Source organism: Stenotrophomonas sp. 116085_Sma, assembly GCF_056479585.1.
This window is the reverse complement of record NZ_CM151057.1, coordinates 3,709,744-3,724,767: the sequence shown is the minus strand read 5'-3', so window position 1 is coordinate 3,724,767 and position 15,024 is coordinate 3,709,744. Positions and strand designations below refer to the sequence as shown.

Sequence of the window (15,024 nt, the reverse complement as noted above, 5' to 3'; positions counted from 1 at the left end):
CGGTGGCACCACGGAAAAAGAAAAGGTGTTCGGCAGCGTTGCCGCTGCGACGAAGCCAGGGCCTTTAGAGGTCCTGCTCGTAACGGACGTAGGGCACGGTGCCGTCGTCGTTGCTTTCGTTGCGCGGCGAGAACGGATTCTTGCCGCGGCTGATCACGTTCTCGGCGCCCACGGTGAGCTGGCCGGACCACGGTGTGCGCCAGGTCAGGCCGATGCCCAGGCCTTCCCACTTGCCGGGCTTGCCCGGCACATCGATGACGCGGCCAATGATGCTGCCGGTGAAATTGCCGTAGCCGGCGCCGATGCTCAGGCTCTTGCTGTCCCAGCGGTCGGCGATGGCCGGCGAAGCATCGGCCAGCGGTACCAGGCGAGCCTTGGCGTAGGTGCCGGCGATGGAAACGAAGCCTTCGCGGCCGATGTTCTTCTGCGCGAACACGGTCAGGTCATTCTGCTCGGCACGCAGCGAAGGGGTCTTGTTCGGGCCTGCCAGCCACGCCGGCAGGGTTTCACGGCCGGTTCCGGCGGTGATGCCGAGGCGGCTGCTGCCACGGTTCAAGGCGGCGGTGCCGGTGAAGCGCCGGCTGTTGAGGTCGTCCTCGTCGCCGAGGCTGGCCAGCATGCAGTGACTGGCCAGACCGCTCATGCTGGTCCCGCTGCTGCTGCAGAGCAGGCCCAACGAATCGCCAGAAGACAGGCCAAAGGCTGCATCCAGCGAGTTGCGGCCGAAATGCCAGCGCGCCCCGGCCGCCTGTTCACCGGTCGGCTCCAGGTACAGCAGGGCCTCGACCTTGCCGCTGCCCTTGTTCCATACCGGCAGCACGGTGCGGGTATCCTTGCTCTGCGCATGCACGCCCGTGATCGCGCCAAGGGCGATCATCATGGCCAGCGGTAGACGCAGGAAGGTACGCATCGAACCAGTTCAGACAGGAGAGGGCAACGGAAGTTCCCGCAGATACGGGAACTTGATCGTAGGGTGTTTATGAATTCTTAACAAGCCTTGATCCCCCCAGATGCAAGACAAGCTGTTTTATTGAAGCCGTTCAGGTGCCGGCACCGTCCCCTCGGCACCGTGGAACAGTATGCCGAACTCCGTCAACGGAAAGTGATACTCCCGCCCGCAGAATTCGCAACGCACCTCGACGGCGCCGGTGTCTGCGGCGGCGGCGCGGGCCTCGTCCTCACCCAGCGACTGCAGCATCGACGCGACCCGCTCACGCGAGCACGAACACGCGAAGGACAGCGGCTTTTCGCCCATCAGCGCCGGCTTCTCCTCGTGGAACAGGCGGTGCAGCAGCTGCTCGGCCGGGGTGGCCAGCAGTTCGGCCTTGCCCAGGGTCTCGAACAGGGCGCTGGCGCGCGCCCAGCCGTCCTCGTCGCCTTCGTCGCCCGGCAGCTTCTGCAGCAGCAGGCCGGCGGCGCCATTGCGGTCGGCGGCCAGCAGCAGGCGGGTCGGCAGCTGCTCGGACTGGCGGAAGTAGTCCTCGAAGGCTTCGTCCAGCTCCGGTGCGGTCAGTCCGACCAGGCTCTGGTAACGCTGTGGTTCACGCGGGTCCAGGCCCGGGTTCTCGATGGTGATCGCGAGCAGGGCGTCATCGCCAAGGCTGGACAGGTCGCGCGGCGCATCGGCGCCTTCGCTGAGCTGGGCGATGCCGCGCAGGGTACCGGCGGCGGTGCATTCGGCGAACAGGGTGCGCAGGGCGGTGCTGCTGCGCAGCTGGATCGACAGGCGCCCATCGATCTTGGTGTGGCCGGTGAACAGCGCCGAAGCCACGCAGGCTTCGCCCAGCAGCTCGGCAGCGGTATCCGGGTACTCGGCGTGGGACAGGATTTCCTGCCAGGTGGCCTGCAGGCGCACGTGGACGCCACGGACGCCAGCGTCGGGGAGCAGGAAGCGGATCAGGGAATCGGGGTTGGCGGTCATCGGCTCACATCGCGCGTAAACGGGGGCGGTTGCCGGATAATGCGCCGACAACCAGATAGAAGAAGGATGCACCAGTAATGGGGGCAGGGGGAGAGCAGCACAAGGTGGAAGCCGTGGCAGAAGGCCCGCGCCGCAGGCGCTGGCGCTGGAAACGGCTGCTGTGGCTGCCGGTACTGCTGGCCGCCTTCAGCTGCCTGCAGGTCCTGGTGCTGCGGTTCATCGACCCGCCGGTGTCCACGGTGATGCTGTGGCGCTACGGCGAGGCGCTGGGCGAGGCGGACTGGTCCTATCGCCTGCATTACCAGTGGCGCGATCTGGACCAGATGGCGCCGAGCCTGCCGATCTCGCTGGTGGCGGCGGAGGACCAGCGCTTCCCCGACCACAACGGCTTCGACCTGCAGGCCATCGAGAAGGCCCGTGACCACAATGCCAAGGGCGGGCGCCTGCGCGGTGCCAGCACGATCAGCCAGCAGGTGGCCAAGAACCTGTTCCTGTGGCAGGGCCGCAGCTGGGTGCGCAAGGGCCTGGAGGTCTGGTACACGGTGCTGATCGAAGCGCTGTGGCCGAAGGAACGCATCCTGGAGATGTACGCCAACATTGCCGAGTTCGGCGACGGTGTCTATGGCGCGCAAGCGGCAGCGCAGACGTTCTGGGGCAAGGATGCGGCGCGGCTGAGCCCGGCCGAGAGCGCGCGGCTGGCAGCGGTGCTGCCGGCGCCACGGCGCTACAACGCCGCAAAGCCAGGGCCGTACGTGCAGCGGCGCGCCGCCTGGATCCAGCGCCAGGCACGGCAGCTGGGTGGGGCCGCGTACCTGTCGGACGAGTGAGCGCGCGCCGCCTGATCTGTGGGCGGCGGCAACGTACAATCCGGGCATGACCCGCGAACGGCTCACTTTCGTCATCGCCGCCTACAACGAGGCACTGGCACTGCCGTTGCTGCATCCGCGGTTGTGCGCGGTGCTCGATGTGCTGCCCGACATCGACGGCCACATCCTGTACGTGGACGACGGCAGCCATGATGGGACCTGGGAGGTGATCGCCCGCCTGGCCCAGGCCGACGCGCGGGTCTCCGCGCTGAAGCTGTCGCGCAATTTCGGCAAGGAAGCGGCATTGACCGCTGGCCTGGACCTGGTGCGCGAAGGTGCGGCGATGATCCTCGACGCCGACGGCCAGGATCCGCCCGAACTGCTGCCGCAGTTCGTCGCGCGCTGGCGCGAGGGCCATGACAATGTCTATGGCACGCGGCTGGCGCGCGACGGCGAGGCCTGGGTGAAGCGTGCCACCGCAGCGATGTTCTACCGGGTGATGGGGCGCCTGTCGCGTACGCCGATTCCGGCCGACACCGGGGATTTCCGCCTGCTGTCGCCACGCGCGCTGAGTGCGCTCCGCGAGATGCGTGAGCGACACCGCTTCATGAAGGGGCTTTTCAGCTGGGTGGGTTTCAAGCGCGTGGCGGTTCCCTATCACCGCCATGCACGCGTGGCCGGCACCAGCAAGTTCAGCCTGTGGCGGCTGTGGAACTTCGCCCTGGAAGGCATTACCGGGTTCTCGACGGTGCCGCTGCGTGCGGCGACGTACCTGGGGCTGGCAACCGCGGCGGTGGCCTTCGTGTTCGGCCTGTGGGTGATCGTCAAGGCCGCGCTGTACGGAGACCGGGTGGCGGGCTGGCCGACGATGATGGCGGTGATCCTGTTCCTGGGCGGGGTGCAGTTGATCGCGCTGGGCCTGATTGGCGAGTACCTGGGGCGGCTGTACGAAGAGTCCAAGCAGCGGCCGTTGTACCTGGTTGACGCGTGGCTAGCATCGTCCGTGGCAGACTCGGCCCTGCAACCCACCCTGGGAGGGCAGGCGGATGACCACGGTACGGCAACTGTTGGACGGCAAGTCTCCTGAAGTACATGCGGTCGCGCCGGATGCGGCGGTGATCGATGCGATCCGGTTGATGGCGGAAAAGGGCATCGGTGCGGTGCTGGTGATGGACGGCCCGAGGCTGGTCGGCATCCTGTCCGAGCGCGATTACGCGCGCAAGATCGTGCTGCGTGATCGTTCTTCGCGCGATACGGCTGTGGCGGAGATCATGACGGCACAGGTGGTGACGGTGTCGCCGGGCGAGCAAGTGGAGCATTGCCTGCAGCTGGTGACCGACTACCGCATCCGCCACCTGCCGGTGGTGGAGGGCGCGCAGGTGCTGGGGGTGATCTCCATCGGTGACCTGGTGAAGTCGGTGATCGATGCGCAGCGGCGCGAGCTGGATCAGCTGCAGCAGTACATCGTTGCCGGGTGAGGTGTTCGCTGGCGGGCCTGCGGCCCGCCGGCCCGCTTTTCGAAGCCAGAGCCAGAGCCAGAGCTGAGAGCAGCGCCTTCCTGATATGTCGGGAGGCGGAGGGCATGGGCGTGCAGGACACGCCGCAAGTACGTCCCTGTAGGCTCGATGGCGCCATCCATGGCGCCAACGGTCCTGCACGCCCATGCCCTCCGCCTCTGGAAACATTTCCGCGAGCGCGGTGCGTACATGCGCGGTGCCTCGCCTTTGGTAGCTGCCAACCTTGGTTGGCAACAGCTTTTGACTTTGCTTTTTTCTTTGGACTTTGAATTTCCGCTCTCGTTCCGCGCGCGCGGGAAACTGTCCGGAGCCGGAGCAAGGCGGCAGGCAGGACCGTGAGGCGCATGGATGCGCCGACCGAGCCTACAGGGACGTATTTACGGCGTGTCCTGCCTGTCGCCTTGCTCCGGCTCTATGCGCGGAAAAAGAGGCGCCGCGAACAACGCTGTAACCCTACTTCGCATACTGCCCACCGCAGTCGGCATCCTTCCCCGGCCCCAGTTCGATCGTCGCCAGCAGCGCCGCCGGCGGGGCAATGCTGCCCAGCGCCAGTGCCACGGCGCCTCGAATGCCCAGCGCCTTGAAGTCCGGGCGGAACGACGGGTCCTTGAACGTGCCCGTGATGTGCAGCGGCGAGCGCAGCACCAGGATGCTCTTGTCCTTCGGGCGTGGCTTCAGCAGCAGGTCCAGGGTCTCGTCGCGCAGGCTGACCGTGCCTTCGCCGATGAGGATCGTATCGGTGGTATCCACCGCCAGCGCCTGGCTGGTCATCAGGCCGTCGCGCACGCCGAAGTCGGCGAAGGCGCAGCGCAGGGGGATCTGCTTGTCGCCGGTCACCAGGAATTTCAGCGATTCGGTGATGTCCAGCCCGGCCAGTTCCATCACCAGGTTGCCGACATGGCCGCGGCCCATCGCCAGGCCGACCTTGCCGCTGCTGCTGCCCAGCATCGCGGCGATCGAGTTGCCGCGTCCGCTCAGGTCCACTTCGCCACCGATGCCGCCCTTGGCCTGCTCGGCCAGCTTCGCATCGGGGAACAGCTGGCCCAGCTGCACGCCGCGCACGCTGGCTTTCAGCGCGGTGCGGATCTGCGGTTGGCGGGCATCCATGCGGATCGTGCTGCGGATGTCACCGCCGGCCACGCCGAAGTTCAGCGGGTCCAGCCGCAGCACGCCGTCATCGAGCAGCAGATGCGCGTCCATGTCGTCCAGCGGCAACGAGGGTGCGTTGATACGGTGCGCCTTCCAGCGCACGTCGGCATCCATCGCGCGCAGCTTGCCCAGGTTGTAGGGCGTGTCGGGCAATACCCGGCGGCTGGCGGCGACACGGGCGGCCTGTGCCTTCTGTTCCGCATTCGCGGTTTCGCCGCCGCCGGTCTTCGGTGGCGCTCCGACGAAGCCGGCCAGGTCATCGAAGTCCAGGCGCTTGGATTCCAGTGTTGCGGTCAGCCGTGGACGGTCGCGTCCCACCTCGAACTGCAGGTTGCCAGCGAGGTCGCTGTCGCCGACCTTGCCGGTGAAGCTGTCGTAGCGCCAGACGTTGTGGTCGCGCTTCAGCCGTCCGTCCAATGCATAGGGCGGTGAGGGCGGGATGGCGATGCCGAGCAGCGGGTAGAGATCGGCCAGGTCCTGGCCACTGAGCGCGAACTGCAGGTCGAACACCCGCAGCTGGAACGGATTGGTCAGCGTGCCACTGGCCACCGCGTGGGTAGCGCCGGCGCGGCCGTCGAGGTGGATGCGGAACGGATGGTCGCTGTCGGTCAGCTCCAGCGGTGATTCGGTACCGCCCTGCAGGGTGAACGGGTTGCCCTGCCAGTGGCCCTTGCCCTGCACCAGCAGCGGCGGCGAGGCATCGGCCTGTTTCGGTTGGCCGCTGCGCACGCCCACGCGGATGTCGGTGCGGCCCAGTGCGTCGAGGAACTGCAGCCGGCCGTCGTCGATGCGCAGGCGCTTGAGCTGCGGGCTTGTCCCGCCGCTACTGTCCCCCAGGAAATCCCAGTTGCCCGGCTCGCCCTTGCGCGGGGCGGTTTCCAGCAGCACGTCCGGTCGGGTCAGGCGCACTTCCGGCAGCTGCACGCTGCCGCGCAGCAGGGGCCACACCCGCACGTCGATCTCGACGCGGTCAGCCGTGGCCATGTTCGGCTGCTTCGCCCAGCCGGCATTGGCGAAGGTGATGGCATCGGCACGGATGGTGCTGGTGCGGCCGAGGTCGACATCCAGATGCCCGATGTGCAGTGCACGACCGGTGCGTGCCTGCACCGCGCGCTCGACCGGACCCTTGAACCAGTTCCAGTCCCACAGCGCGATCAGCACCAGGATCACCGCCAGCAGGAAGACCAGGACCGTCAGCCAGCGCCGGCCGCGCGGGCCAGGTCTGCGGAGGCGCCAGCGGGGAGCGCGCGTTGTGGCAGGGGAAGCGGCATCATTCACGCCGCCATGGTTGCCCCCTCATCGTGGACGGGGCGCGAAGCGTCCATGTGCATCATGTGCACATGCGGCGCGCTGGTCCGTGTTACAGCACCTGCATGGTCACCGCGACGAAGTGGCAGACGCTGCCGCCGATCACGAACAGGTGCCAGATCGCGTGCGAATAGGGGATCGATTCGCGGTGGTAGAAGTAAGTGCCCAGCGTGTACGACAGGCCGCCGGCCAGCAGCCAGCCCAGGGTCCAGCCGTCGATCGAGGCCAGCATCGGCTTGATCGCAACGATCACCAGCCAGCCCATGGCGATGTAGATGCCGGTGGAAAGCGCCTTGAAGCGGCCAGTGTAGAACAGCTTGAACACCACCCCGGCCAGGGCCAGGGTCCAGATCGCGGCGAACAGGCCCCAACCCCACGGGCCACGCAGGCCGATCAGGGTGAACGGGGTATAGGTGCCGGCGATCAATACGTAGATCGCGCAGTGGTCGAACACCTTCAGGCGGCCCTTGGCGACCGGGTGCTGGATGGCGTGGTACAGAGTGGAGGCGGTGTACAGCAGCAGAAGCGCAATGCCGAATACGATCGCGCCGGCCAGCTGCCAGCCATCGCTGTAGATGGCGGCGAGGGTGATCAGTACTGCACCGGCGCCCAGGGCGAGCACGGCACCGAGGCCGTGGGTCAGGGCGCTGGCGATTTCTTCGCGGATCGAAGCAACGGAAGTCGTGGACATGGCGTAGGCATCGTTCGCGGGGAGGGGGACCCGCACCCCCCCTATCATCGCCGCGATGGGCGGCATCTGCACGCCTGTCACCGTATGGTCGATGAATCCCCGGGTTGCACGGATGAACCGGCGACGGGTGCTGGGGTCAGAGCCCTTTCCTGCGGAAAGGGATCCGACCCCGGGGCATCAGCCTGCCGAAACGGTATGCGCCGCTTCGCGGGTGGCCGAGAAACGCACGTCCGGCGAGCGTTCCTGCGCCAGCTGCAGGTTGACCCGTGTCGGTGCCAGGTAGACCAGATGGCCGGCCGCATCCAGTGCCAGGTTCAGCGCATTCTTCTCGCGGAACTCTTCCAGCTTCTTCTCGTTGCTGCAGTGGACCCAACGCGCGGTGGTCACGCTGACCGGCTCGAAGGTGGCTTCCACGCCGTACTCGTCCTTCAGGCGATAGGCCGCCACGTCGAACTGCAGCACGCCGACGGCACCGAGGATCAGGTCGTTGCTGGTCAGCGGGCGGAAGAACTGGGTCGCGCCCTCTTCGGACAGCTGGGCCAGGCCCTTCTGCAGCTGCTTGAGCTTGAGCGGATCGCGCAGGCGCGCGCGGCGGAACAGTTCCGGGGCGAAGTTCGGAATACCGGTGAAGGTGACCGCTTCGCCTTCGGTGAAGGTATCGCCGATGGAAATGGTGCCGTGGTTGTGGATGCCGATCACATCGCCCGGCCACGCTTCGGCGGCGATTTCACGATCGCTGGCCATGAAGGTCAGGGCGTTGGCCAGCTTCATTTCCTTGCCGGTACGCACGTGGAAGGTCTTCATGCCTGCGCTGAAACGGCCGGAGCAGACGCGCATGAACGCCACGCGGTCACGGTGCTGCGGGTCCATGTTGGCCTGGATCTTGAACACGAAGCCGGTCAGCTTGTTCTCTTCCGGGGCAATCTCGCGGCCGGTGGTGGAGCGTGCCTGCGGCGACGGCGCATGCTCGACGAAGAAGTCCAGCAGCGGCTGCACGCCGAAGTTGTTCACGCCCGAGCCGAAGAACACCGGGGTCTGCTTGCCGGCGCGGTAGGCGTCCAGGTCGAACGGGTGGCTGGCGCCCTGCACCAGTTCCAGTTCGTCGCGCAGGTCGGCCAGCATCTGTGCACCGATCTTCTCGGCCAGGCCGGGTGCATCGATGGACGGGAAGATGGTCGAGTCCTGGCGGGTGAAGTTGCGGCCCGGCTCGTACAGGTGCACTTCCCCGGTCAGCAGGTGAACCACGCCCTTCAGGCGCTGGCCCATGCCGATCGGCCAGGTGACCGGGGCGCACTGGATGCCCAGCACGGTTTCCACTTCATCCAGCAGCTCGATCGGGTCCTTGCCCTCGCGGTCGAGCTTGTTGATGAAGGTCATGATCGGGGTGTCGCGCAGGCGGCAGACTTCCATCAGCTTGATGGTGCGCTCTTCCACGCCCTTGGCCACGTCGATCACCATCAGCGCCGAGTCCACCGCGGTCAGCACGCGGTAGGTGTCCTCGCCGAAGTCGGCGTGGCCGGGGGTGTCGAGCAGGTTGACGATCTTGCCTTCGTATGGGAACTGCATCACCGAGGAGGTGACGGAGATGCCGCGCTCCTTTTCCAGCGCCATCCAGTCGGACGTGGCGTGGCGGGCGGCCTTGCGGCCCTTGACCGAACCGGCCATCTGGATCGCGCCTCCGAACAGCAGCAGCTTTTCGGTCAGCGTGGTCTTGCCGGCGTCAGGGTGGGAGATGATGGCGAAGGTGCGGCGACGCGACGCTTCGTTGGCGACTTCGGACATGGCAGTGGCGCCCGCCCGGGGCGCTTTTCAAAGAGATAAGCGCCCGATTATACCGGCCGGGGCCGGTCAGCGCCCGGTGCCACCGTCGGCCTCGCCCTGGCGGGCGAACTGCAGCTGGCCCTGCTCGGTGAAGATGCGCGCCGGCACCGAGCGCAGGCCCATGCCGCGGTTGACCTGTACCACGAAGTGCAGATGTGGGGCGCTGCTGTAGCCACTGTTGCCGGACAGGCCGAGGGGTTGCCCGGCTCCCACCGCCTGGCCACGGCGCACGCGCATGCCGCCCGCCTGCAGGTGGCCATACAGGGCCATGCTGCCGTCGCTGTGCAGCACGCGGATGAAGTTGGCGCGGCCGCCATCGCGTTCGCGGTCCTGGCCGTTGCCAAGGAAGCCATCCTGGATCTGCATCACCGTGCCCTCGCGTGCGGCCAGCACCAACGTGCCTTCAGGCAGCGCGAAGTCGACCGCATCGCGGTTTTCCTCGTCATCGTGGCTGAACCGGCCCTGCGGCGCCTGGCCCACGCGCGGGCGCGCATCATCGAAGGGCAGGCGGTAGGCCACATCCTCGGCCTGTGCGGCGGGGTTGCCCGGTACCGACTGCAGGCGCAGGTCCAGCATCCGGCCGTTGACCGGCGCGGGGAGGTGGCCGACCACCAGGCTGCTGTCGCCCTGTATCAGTGACTGCACCGGCAGGCCGTCGACCGGGTGCCCGGGGGCCGCGCGCAGTTCGATCTGCAACGGGCCGGCCAGGGTGTTGTCGATGCGTGCCTGCCATTGCTCGCCGATCGGCTGCAGGCGCAGCTGGGCCATCGGAAGGGCCTCCTTCGCGGCCCCTGTCCTCGCGTCGGCGCTGGCGGTGGTGGGCGCCTTCGGCAGCATCCCCCAGCCCTGGCGCCAGTCGCTGGCGCCGGCGGAGGCACTGGCCAGCAGCGGCAGGAGCAGGCAGGTCAAGGGCAGGCGTGGCATCAGCGGATTCAGAAAAATGGACCGCCGGGACTGTACCCGATCCTGAACGGAGCGACCGCGACGCCTCTCGCATACTGAGGATGAAAATATTCATCGCTTTATCCGCATGAAGGGATTGACAGTGCCCGGAAGGGCTGGCATCGTGGCGTCACCATCGAGACCGGCAGAGGGACAGGCCCTTTGAAGCCGGGGCAGCCCGCGGATGCGAAAGCGTCTGCGTAGGTGCCAAATCCTGCGGGGACCGTGGCGTCCACCGAAAGATGGTTCGAACCATGCACCGCACGTGCATCTCGAACGCGAGCCCCGCGAAGGCTCGATGGCCGATTCCCCAACCGGATCCCGCCATGAGCTTCGCTGCCAGTACCGCCGTTCGCCCCGAACCCTTTGTCCCCGTCAGCGTGCCGGTCGAAGACCACGTGCATGCCGAGCGCGGTGAGTTCGCCGCGGTGCTGTCGATGCGTCATGCCGGCCCCAGCCCGGTGCGCCTGCGCTATGAGTGGGTCGGCCCGGCCAACGCGCCGGTGGTAGTGCTGGCCGGCGGCATTTCCGCGCATCGCCATGTGGCCTCCAACCCGCAGTTCAGCGAGAAGGGCTGGGCCGAAGAACTGGTCGGCAGTGGTCGCACGCTGGATCCGCAGCAGCTGCGGGTGCTGGCGTTCGATTTCGTCGGTGCCGACGGTGCGCTGGACGTGCCGATCGATACCGCCGACCAGGCCGATGCGTTGGCCCTGCTGCTGGATCATCTGGGTATCCGCACGCTGAAGGCCTTCGTCGGCTATTCGTATGGCGCGCTGGTCGGCCAGCAGTTCGCGATCCGTCATCGTGCCCGCGTACGCCAGCTGGTGCTGGCCAGCGGTGCGCATCGCCCGCACCCGTATGCCGCCGCCTGGCGCGCGTTGCAGCGCCGCGCCGTCGCACTGGGCCAGCTGCAGTGCGGTGAAGATCACGGCCTGGCGCTGGCCCGGCAGTTCGCCATGCTCAGCTACCGCACCCCGGAAGAGTTCGGCGAGCGCTTCGACGCCGCGCCGGAAGTGATCAACGGCCGCGTGCGCGTGGCCGCCGAAGACTATCTCGATGCAGCCGGCGCGCAGTACGTCGCGCGCACACCGGTGACCGCCTACCTGCGCCTGTCCGAATCGATCGACCTGCACCGCGTCGACCCCGCTGCCATCCTGCCGCCGACCGTGGTGGTGGCTGTGGAAGGTGACCGCCTGGTGCCCTTGGCCGACCTGGTCGGCCTGGTCGAGGGGTTGGGGCCGCGAGGCAGCCTGCGCGTGCTGCGCTCGCCCTACGGCCACGACGCCTTCCTCAAAGAAACCGATCGCATCGACGCGATCCTCGCCACCGCCTTCCGCACCTCTGGAGAGTCCGCATGAGCCTGCACGCCAACGAGCCTTCCTGTAGCCGCACCACTGCCGCCGTCCGTGCCGGCATCGATCGGGACACCGCGCATGGCGCGGTCACGCCGCCGATCGTGCTGTCGTCGAACTTCAGCTTTGAAGGCTTCGGCAACAAGCGCCAGTACGACTACACGCGCAGTGGCAACCCGACCCGCGACCTGCTGGGTGAAGCGCTGGCCGAGCTGGAAGGCGGCGCGGGTGGCGTGATCACCGCCACCGGCATGGGCGCGATCAACCTGGTGCTGAATGCACTGCTGCAGCCGGGCGATACCCTGGTGGTGCCGCACGATGCCTATGGCGGCAGCTGGCGCCTGTTCAATGCGCTGGCAAAGAAGGGCCACTTCGAGCTGGTCACCGCCGACCTGACCGATCCGCGCGCGCTGGCGCAGGCGCTGGCCACCCAGCCGAAGCTGGTGCTGGTGGAAACTCCGTCCAACCCGCTGCTGCGCATCACCGACCTGCGCTTCGTCATCGATGCCGCGCACAAGGCAGGTGCTCTGGTTGTGGTCGACAACACCTTCCTGTCCCCGGCCCTGCAGCAACCGCTGTCGTTCGGTGCGGATCTGGTGCTGCATTCCACCACCAAGTACATCAACGGGCACAGCGATGTGGTAGGCGGCGCGGTAGTCGCGCGTGATCCGGTACTGCACGAGCAGCTGGTGTGGTGGGGCAACGCGCTGGGCCTGACCGGTTCGCCGTTCGATGCCTTCCTGACCCTGCGCGGCCTGCGCACGCTGGATGCGCGCCTGCGCGTGCACCAGGAAAACACCACGTCGATCGTGGCGCTGCTGGACCAGCATCCGGCGGTCGGCCGCGTCTATTATCCGGGCCTGGCCGATCACCCGGGCCACGCCATCGCCGCCCGCCAGCAGAGTGGTTTCGGCGCGATGCTGTCGTTCGAACTGGCTGACTGCGAAGGTGATGATCCACATGCCGCAGTGCGTGCCTTTGTCGATGGCCTGCGCTGTTTCACCCTGGCCGAATCGCTGGGCGGTGTTGAAAGCCTGGTCGCGCATCCGGCCACCATGACCCATGCGGCGATGACCGCCGAAGCGCGTGCCGCCGCCGGCATCAGCGAAGGCCTGCTGCGCCTGTCGGTGGGCATCGAGGCCGAGCGTGACCTGCTGGCCGATCTCGGCGCCGCGCTGCAGCGCGCCGAAGCGGTGATTGATGCGGCTGCGCGCCGCAAACAGGTGGTGGATGCATGAGCGCGCTCGCCGCTGAAATTCCTGCGCTGAGCGTGGGACGCCTGGCGCTGCTCGGCACCGGCACGGTCGGCTCGGCCTTCGTACAGCGTTACCAGGCATTGCGGGCGCGTGGGCTGGAACTGCCCAGCGTGCAGTGGCTGGCCAATTCACGCACTGCGCTGGAAATTGATCGTGACCTGGCGTTGCCGCTGGAGCTGGCACGGCGTGCGCCGCGCGATGGACAGAGTTCGCCGCCGTGGGCGAGCGCCGAGGGGCTGGAGCGTGGCGACGTGGTGGTCGACGCCACCGCAAGCGAAGACGTGGCCGCGCGCCACGTGCAGTGGCTGGCGCGCGGCGTGCATGTGGTGACCGCCAACAAGCTGGGGCGTGGTGCGCAGCTGGCACGCGCGCAGGCGATTGCCGAAAGCTGCGCCGACAGTGGCGCGCGCTATGGCGACAGCGCGACGGTGGGCGCGGGCCTGCCGCTGCTGAGCAGCCTGCGTGCGCTGGTGGCCGGTGGCGATCACATCCATGCCATCGAGGGCGTGCTGTCCGGTTCGCTGGCCTGGCTGTTCCATCGTTACGACGGCCAGTCGCCGTTCTCGGCGGCGGTGCGCGAGGCGTTGGCGGCCGGCTACACCGAGCCCGATCCGCGCCTGGACCTGTCCGGCGAAGACGTGCGGCGCAAGCTGCTGATCCTCGCCCGCAGCAGCGGGCTGGCGCTGGATGCTGCGCAGGTGCAGGTGGATTCGCTGGTGCCAGCGGCGCTGGCGGCGTTGCCGCTGGAGGAAGCGGTGGGCGGGCTGGAACAGCTGGACGCACCTTTGCAGGCGCGCTGGCAGCAGGCGCGCGACAACGGCCGCGTGCTGCGTTTCGTTGGCCGTGTTGATGGCGAGGGCGCGCAGGTGGGCCTGCGTGAGCTGCCTGCGGATCACCCGCTGGCGCAGGGTGCAGGCACCGACAACCGCGTGGCCATCCACAGTGATCGCTACCAACGCCAGCCGCTGTTGATCCAGGGGCCGGGTGCGGGCGCGGAAGTCACCGCCGCTGCGCTGCTGGATGACGTGTTGCGGATTGTGGGCTGAACGCACCGCTTCTGTAGAGCCGAGCCTACGCTCGGCTGCTGCTGGCGAGATCCCCTCCTGCCGGATGAGCCGAGCATGGGCTCGGCTCTACAGAGGGGCTGCCGTTCAATGCGCCTTCAATGCCTTCAGCAACGCCGCATTGAACTGCTTCGGGTCCTGCACCTGCGGCGAATGGCCCAGTTCGGCGAACTCGACCAGCGTCGCGCCGGGAATCGCCGCCGCCGCGGCCCTGCCCAGTGCCGGATAGTTGCCCAGCGTCGCCTTCAGGTCCGGCGCTGCCAGATCGCGGCCGATCGCAGTGCGATCCTTCTGCCCGATGAACAGCGTGGTCGGTACCCGCACGTTCTTCAGCTCGTACACCACCGGCTGGTTGAACACCATGTCCGAGGCCAGCGCCTGGCTCCACGCAACGGCCTGCTTGCCTGGGCCTTCGTACATGCCCGACTGCATCCGCGCCCAGGTTTCATAGGCCGGCTTCCATTTGCCGTCGTAGTACACCTCCAGCTGGTAGCGCCGGATGCTGTCATAGCTGATGTTCATTTCGCCGGCATACCACGCATCCACGCTGCGCCAAGGCACGCCGAGTGACTTCCAGTCTTCCAGCCCGATCGGATTGACCAGCGACAAGCTGCGCAGGTCCTGCGGGTACATCAGCGCGTAGCGCACCGCCAGCATGCCGCCCATCGAGTGGCCGACCAAGTGTACCGGCACATCCCCCAGCTGCAGTTGCTGCAGCAACGCATGGGTGTTGGCGGCCAGCTGCGCGAACGAGTACTGGTAGCGCTCGGGCTTGCTGGACTTGCAGAAGCCCACCTGGTCCGGGGCGATCACCCGGTAGCCGGCGGCGATCAGTGGCTTGATCGATTCCTTCCAGGTGGCCGCACAGAAATTCTTGCCATGCAGAAGCACCACGACGCCGACCGGTGCCTTCTTCGGCGCGATGTCCAGATAGGCCATTTCCAGCGACTGCCGCTGCGACTCCAATGGGAAGGTCTTCACCTGATAGCCGTAGTCGAAGCCCTCCAGGCGTGGCCCATAGGTGGGCGCGGCGAGGGCGGACAGCGGAAGGCAGGCAAGCAGGGCGGCAGCGATCACGCGCATGGGGTGGTCCTGGGCGGGGGAGCCCCGAGCCTAACCGCAAACCGGTGATGGCGTCGTGCGACTGGGTAGAGTCGACTGTCAGTCGACTGCTCTTCGTCCCGACCGCGAAAATCC

13 protein-coding genes and 1 riboswitch are annotated in these 15,024 nt (G+C 67.4%); of the genes, 6 read left to right on the top strand and 7 right to left on the bottom strand.

Annotated elements, in window-relative coordinates:
* Positions 1–64: 64 nt before the first annotated feature.
* Both ACZK0Z_RS17390 and hslO read right to left on the bottom strand, forming a co-directional pair.
* A complete protein-coding gene (locus ACZK0Z_RS17390; RefSeq protein ID WP_024956328.1) occupies positions 65–877 on the bottom strand; it encodes an XOO1806 family protein in 813 nt (270 codons plus the stop codon).
* 150 nt (positions 878–1,027) lie between these two features.
* Positions 1,028–1,921 (bottom strand): Hsp33 family molecular chaperone HslO, encoded by an 894-nt coding sequence (gene hslO / locus ACZK0Z_RS17385; protein ID WP_099555274.1) that lies wholly within the window; start codon positions 1,919–1,921, stop codon positions 1,028–1,030.
* A 77-nt stretch (positions 1,922–1,998) separates the two neighbouring features.
* Here hslO and mtgA point away from each other — a divergent pair, with 77 nt between their 5' ends.
* From mtgA to ACZK0Z_RS17370, 3 genes are read left to right on the top strand one after another with little or no spacing between them, the layout of a single operon-like run.
* Complete coding sequence (mtgA, locus tag ACZK0Z_RS17380) at positions 1,999–2,748, top strand: monofunctional biosynthetic peptidoglycan transglycosylase (protein WP_197633378.1); 750 nt, start codon at positions 1,999–2,001, stop codon at positions 2,746–2,748.
* 46 nt (positions 2,749–2,794) lie between these two features.
* On the top strand, positions 2,795–3,814 hold the full coding sequence (locus tag ACZK0Z_RS17375; RefSeq protein ID WP_197633376.1) for a glycosyltransferase family 2 protein: 1,020 nt from the start codon (positions 2,795–2,797) through the stop codon (positions 3,812–3,814).
* A complete protein-coding gene (locus ACZK0Z_RS17370; RefSeq protein WP_012511858.1) occupies positions 3,774–4,205 on the top strand; it encodes a CBS domain-containing protein in 432 nt (143 codons plus the stop codon). Before ACZK0Z_RS17375 ends, ACZK0Z_RS17370 begins: the two co-directional genes overlap by 41 nt.
* A 492-nt stretch (positions 4,206–4,697) precedes the next feature.
* Here the strand turns inward: ACZK0Z_RS17370 and ACZK0Z_RS17365 are convergent, their stop codons facing one another.
* The 4 genes from ACZK0Z_RS17365 to ACZK0Z_RS17350 form a co-directional block, all read right to left on the bottom strand.
* Positions 4,698–6,671: an AsmA family protein gene (locus tag ACZK0Z_RS17365; protein ID WP_197633374.1), complete on the bottom strand. Its 1,974-nt coding sequence runs from the start codon at positions 6,669–6,671 to the stop codon at positions 4,698–4,700.
* Positions 6,672–6,753: 82 nt separating this feature from the next.
* A complete protein-coding gene (gene trhA, locus ACZK0Z_RS17360) occupies positions 6,754–7,392 on the bottom strand; it encodes a PAQR family membrane homeostasis protein TrhA (protein ID WP_010482744.1) in 639 nt (212 codons plus the stop codon).
* Between the two features lie 177 nt (positions 7,393–7,569).
* Positions 7,570–9,174, bottom strand: a complete 1,605-nt coding sequence (locus tag ACZK0Z_RS17355) for a peptide chain release factor 3 (protein WP_049428108.1) — start codon at positions 9,172–9,174, stop codon at positions 7,570–7,572.
* A 66-nt stretch (positions 9,175–9,240) separates the two neighbouring features.
* Positions 9,241–10,137, bottom strand: a complete 897-nt coding sequence (locus ACZK0Z_RS17350; protein WP_197633372.1) for a peptidoglycan DD-metalloendopeptidase family protein — start codon at positions 10,135–10,137, stop codon at positions 9,241–9,243.
* 148 nt (positions 10,138–10,285) lie between these two features.
* Positions 10,286–10,404, top strand: a riboswitch (SAM riboswitch).
* A gap of 77 nt (positions 10,405–10,481) precedes the next feature.
* Between ACZK0Z_RS17350 and metX the strand changes: the two genes are divergently transcribed.
* Genes metX through ACZK0Z_RS17335 form a run of 3 tightly spaced genes read left to right on the top strand, consistent with a single transcriptional unit; the run spans position 10,482 to position 13,809 of the window.
* Positions 10,482–11,513 carry a homoserine O-succinyltransferase MetX gene (metX, locus tag ACZK0Z_RS17345; RefSeq protein WP_197633371.1) on the top strand — a complete coding sequence of 344 codons (1,032 nt, stop codon included), beginning with the start codon at positions 10,482–10,484 and terminating at the stop codon, positions 11,511–11,513.
* Complete coding sequence (locus tag ACZK0Z_RS17340; RefSeq protein ID WP_197633369.1) at positions 11,510–12,745, top strand: O-succinylhomoserine (thiol)-lyase; 1,236 nt, start codon at positions 11,510–11,512, stop codon at positions 12,743–12,745. Before metX ends, ACZK0Z_RS17340 begins: the two co-directional genes overlap by 4 nt.
* The gene (locus tag ACZK0Z_RS17335) at positions 12,742–13,809 is read left to right on the top strand and encodes a homoserine dehydrogenase family protein (protein ID WP_197633367.1); all 1,068 of its coding nucleotides are present in this window, start codon (positions 12,742–12,744) and stop codon (positions 13,807–13,809) included. Before ACZK0Z_RS17340 ends, ACZK0Z_RS17335 begins: the two co-directional genes overlap by 4 nt.
* 105 nt (positions 13,810–13,914) lie before the next feature.
* Here the strand turns inward: ACZK0Z_RS17335 and ACZK0Z_RS17330 are convergent, their stop codons facing one another.
* A complete protein-coding gene (locus ACZK0Z_RS17330; protein ID WP_197633365.1) occupies positions 13,915–14,910 on the bottom strand; it encodes an alpha/beta fold hydrolase in 996 nt (331 codons plus the stop codon).
* Positions 14,911–15,024 lie beyond the last annotated feature (114 nt).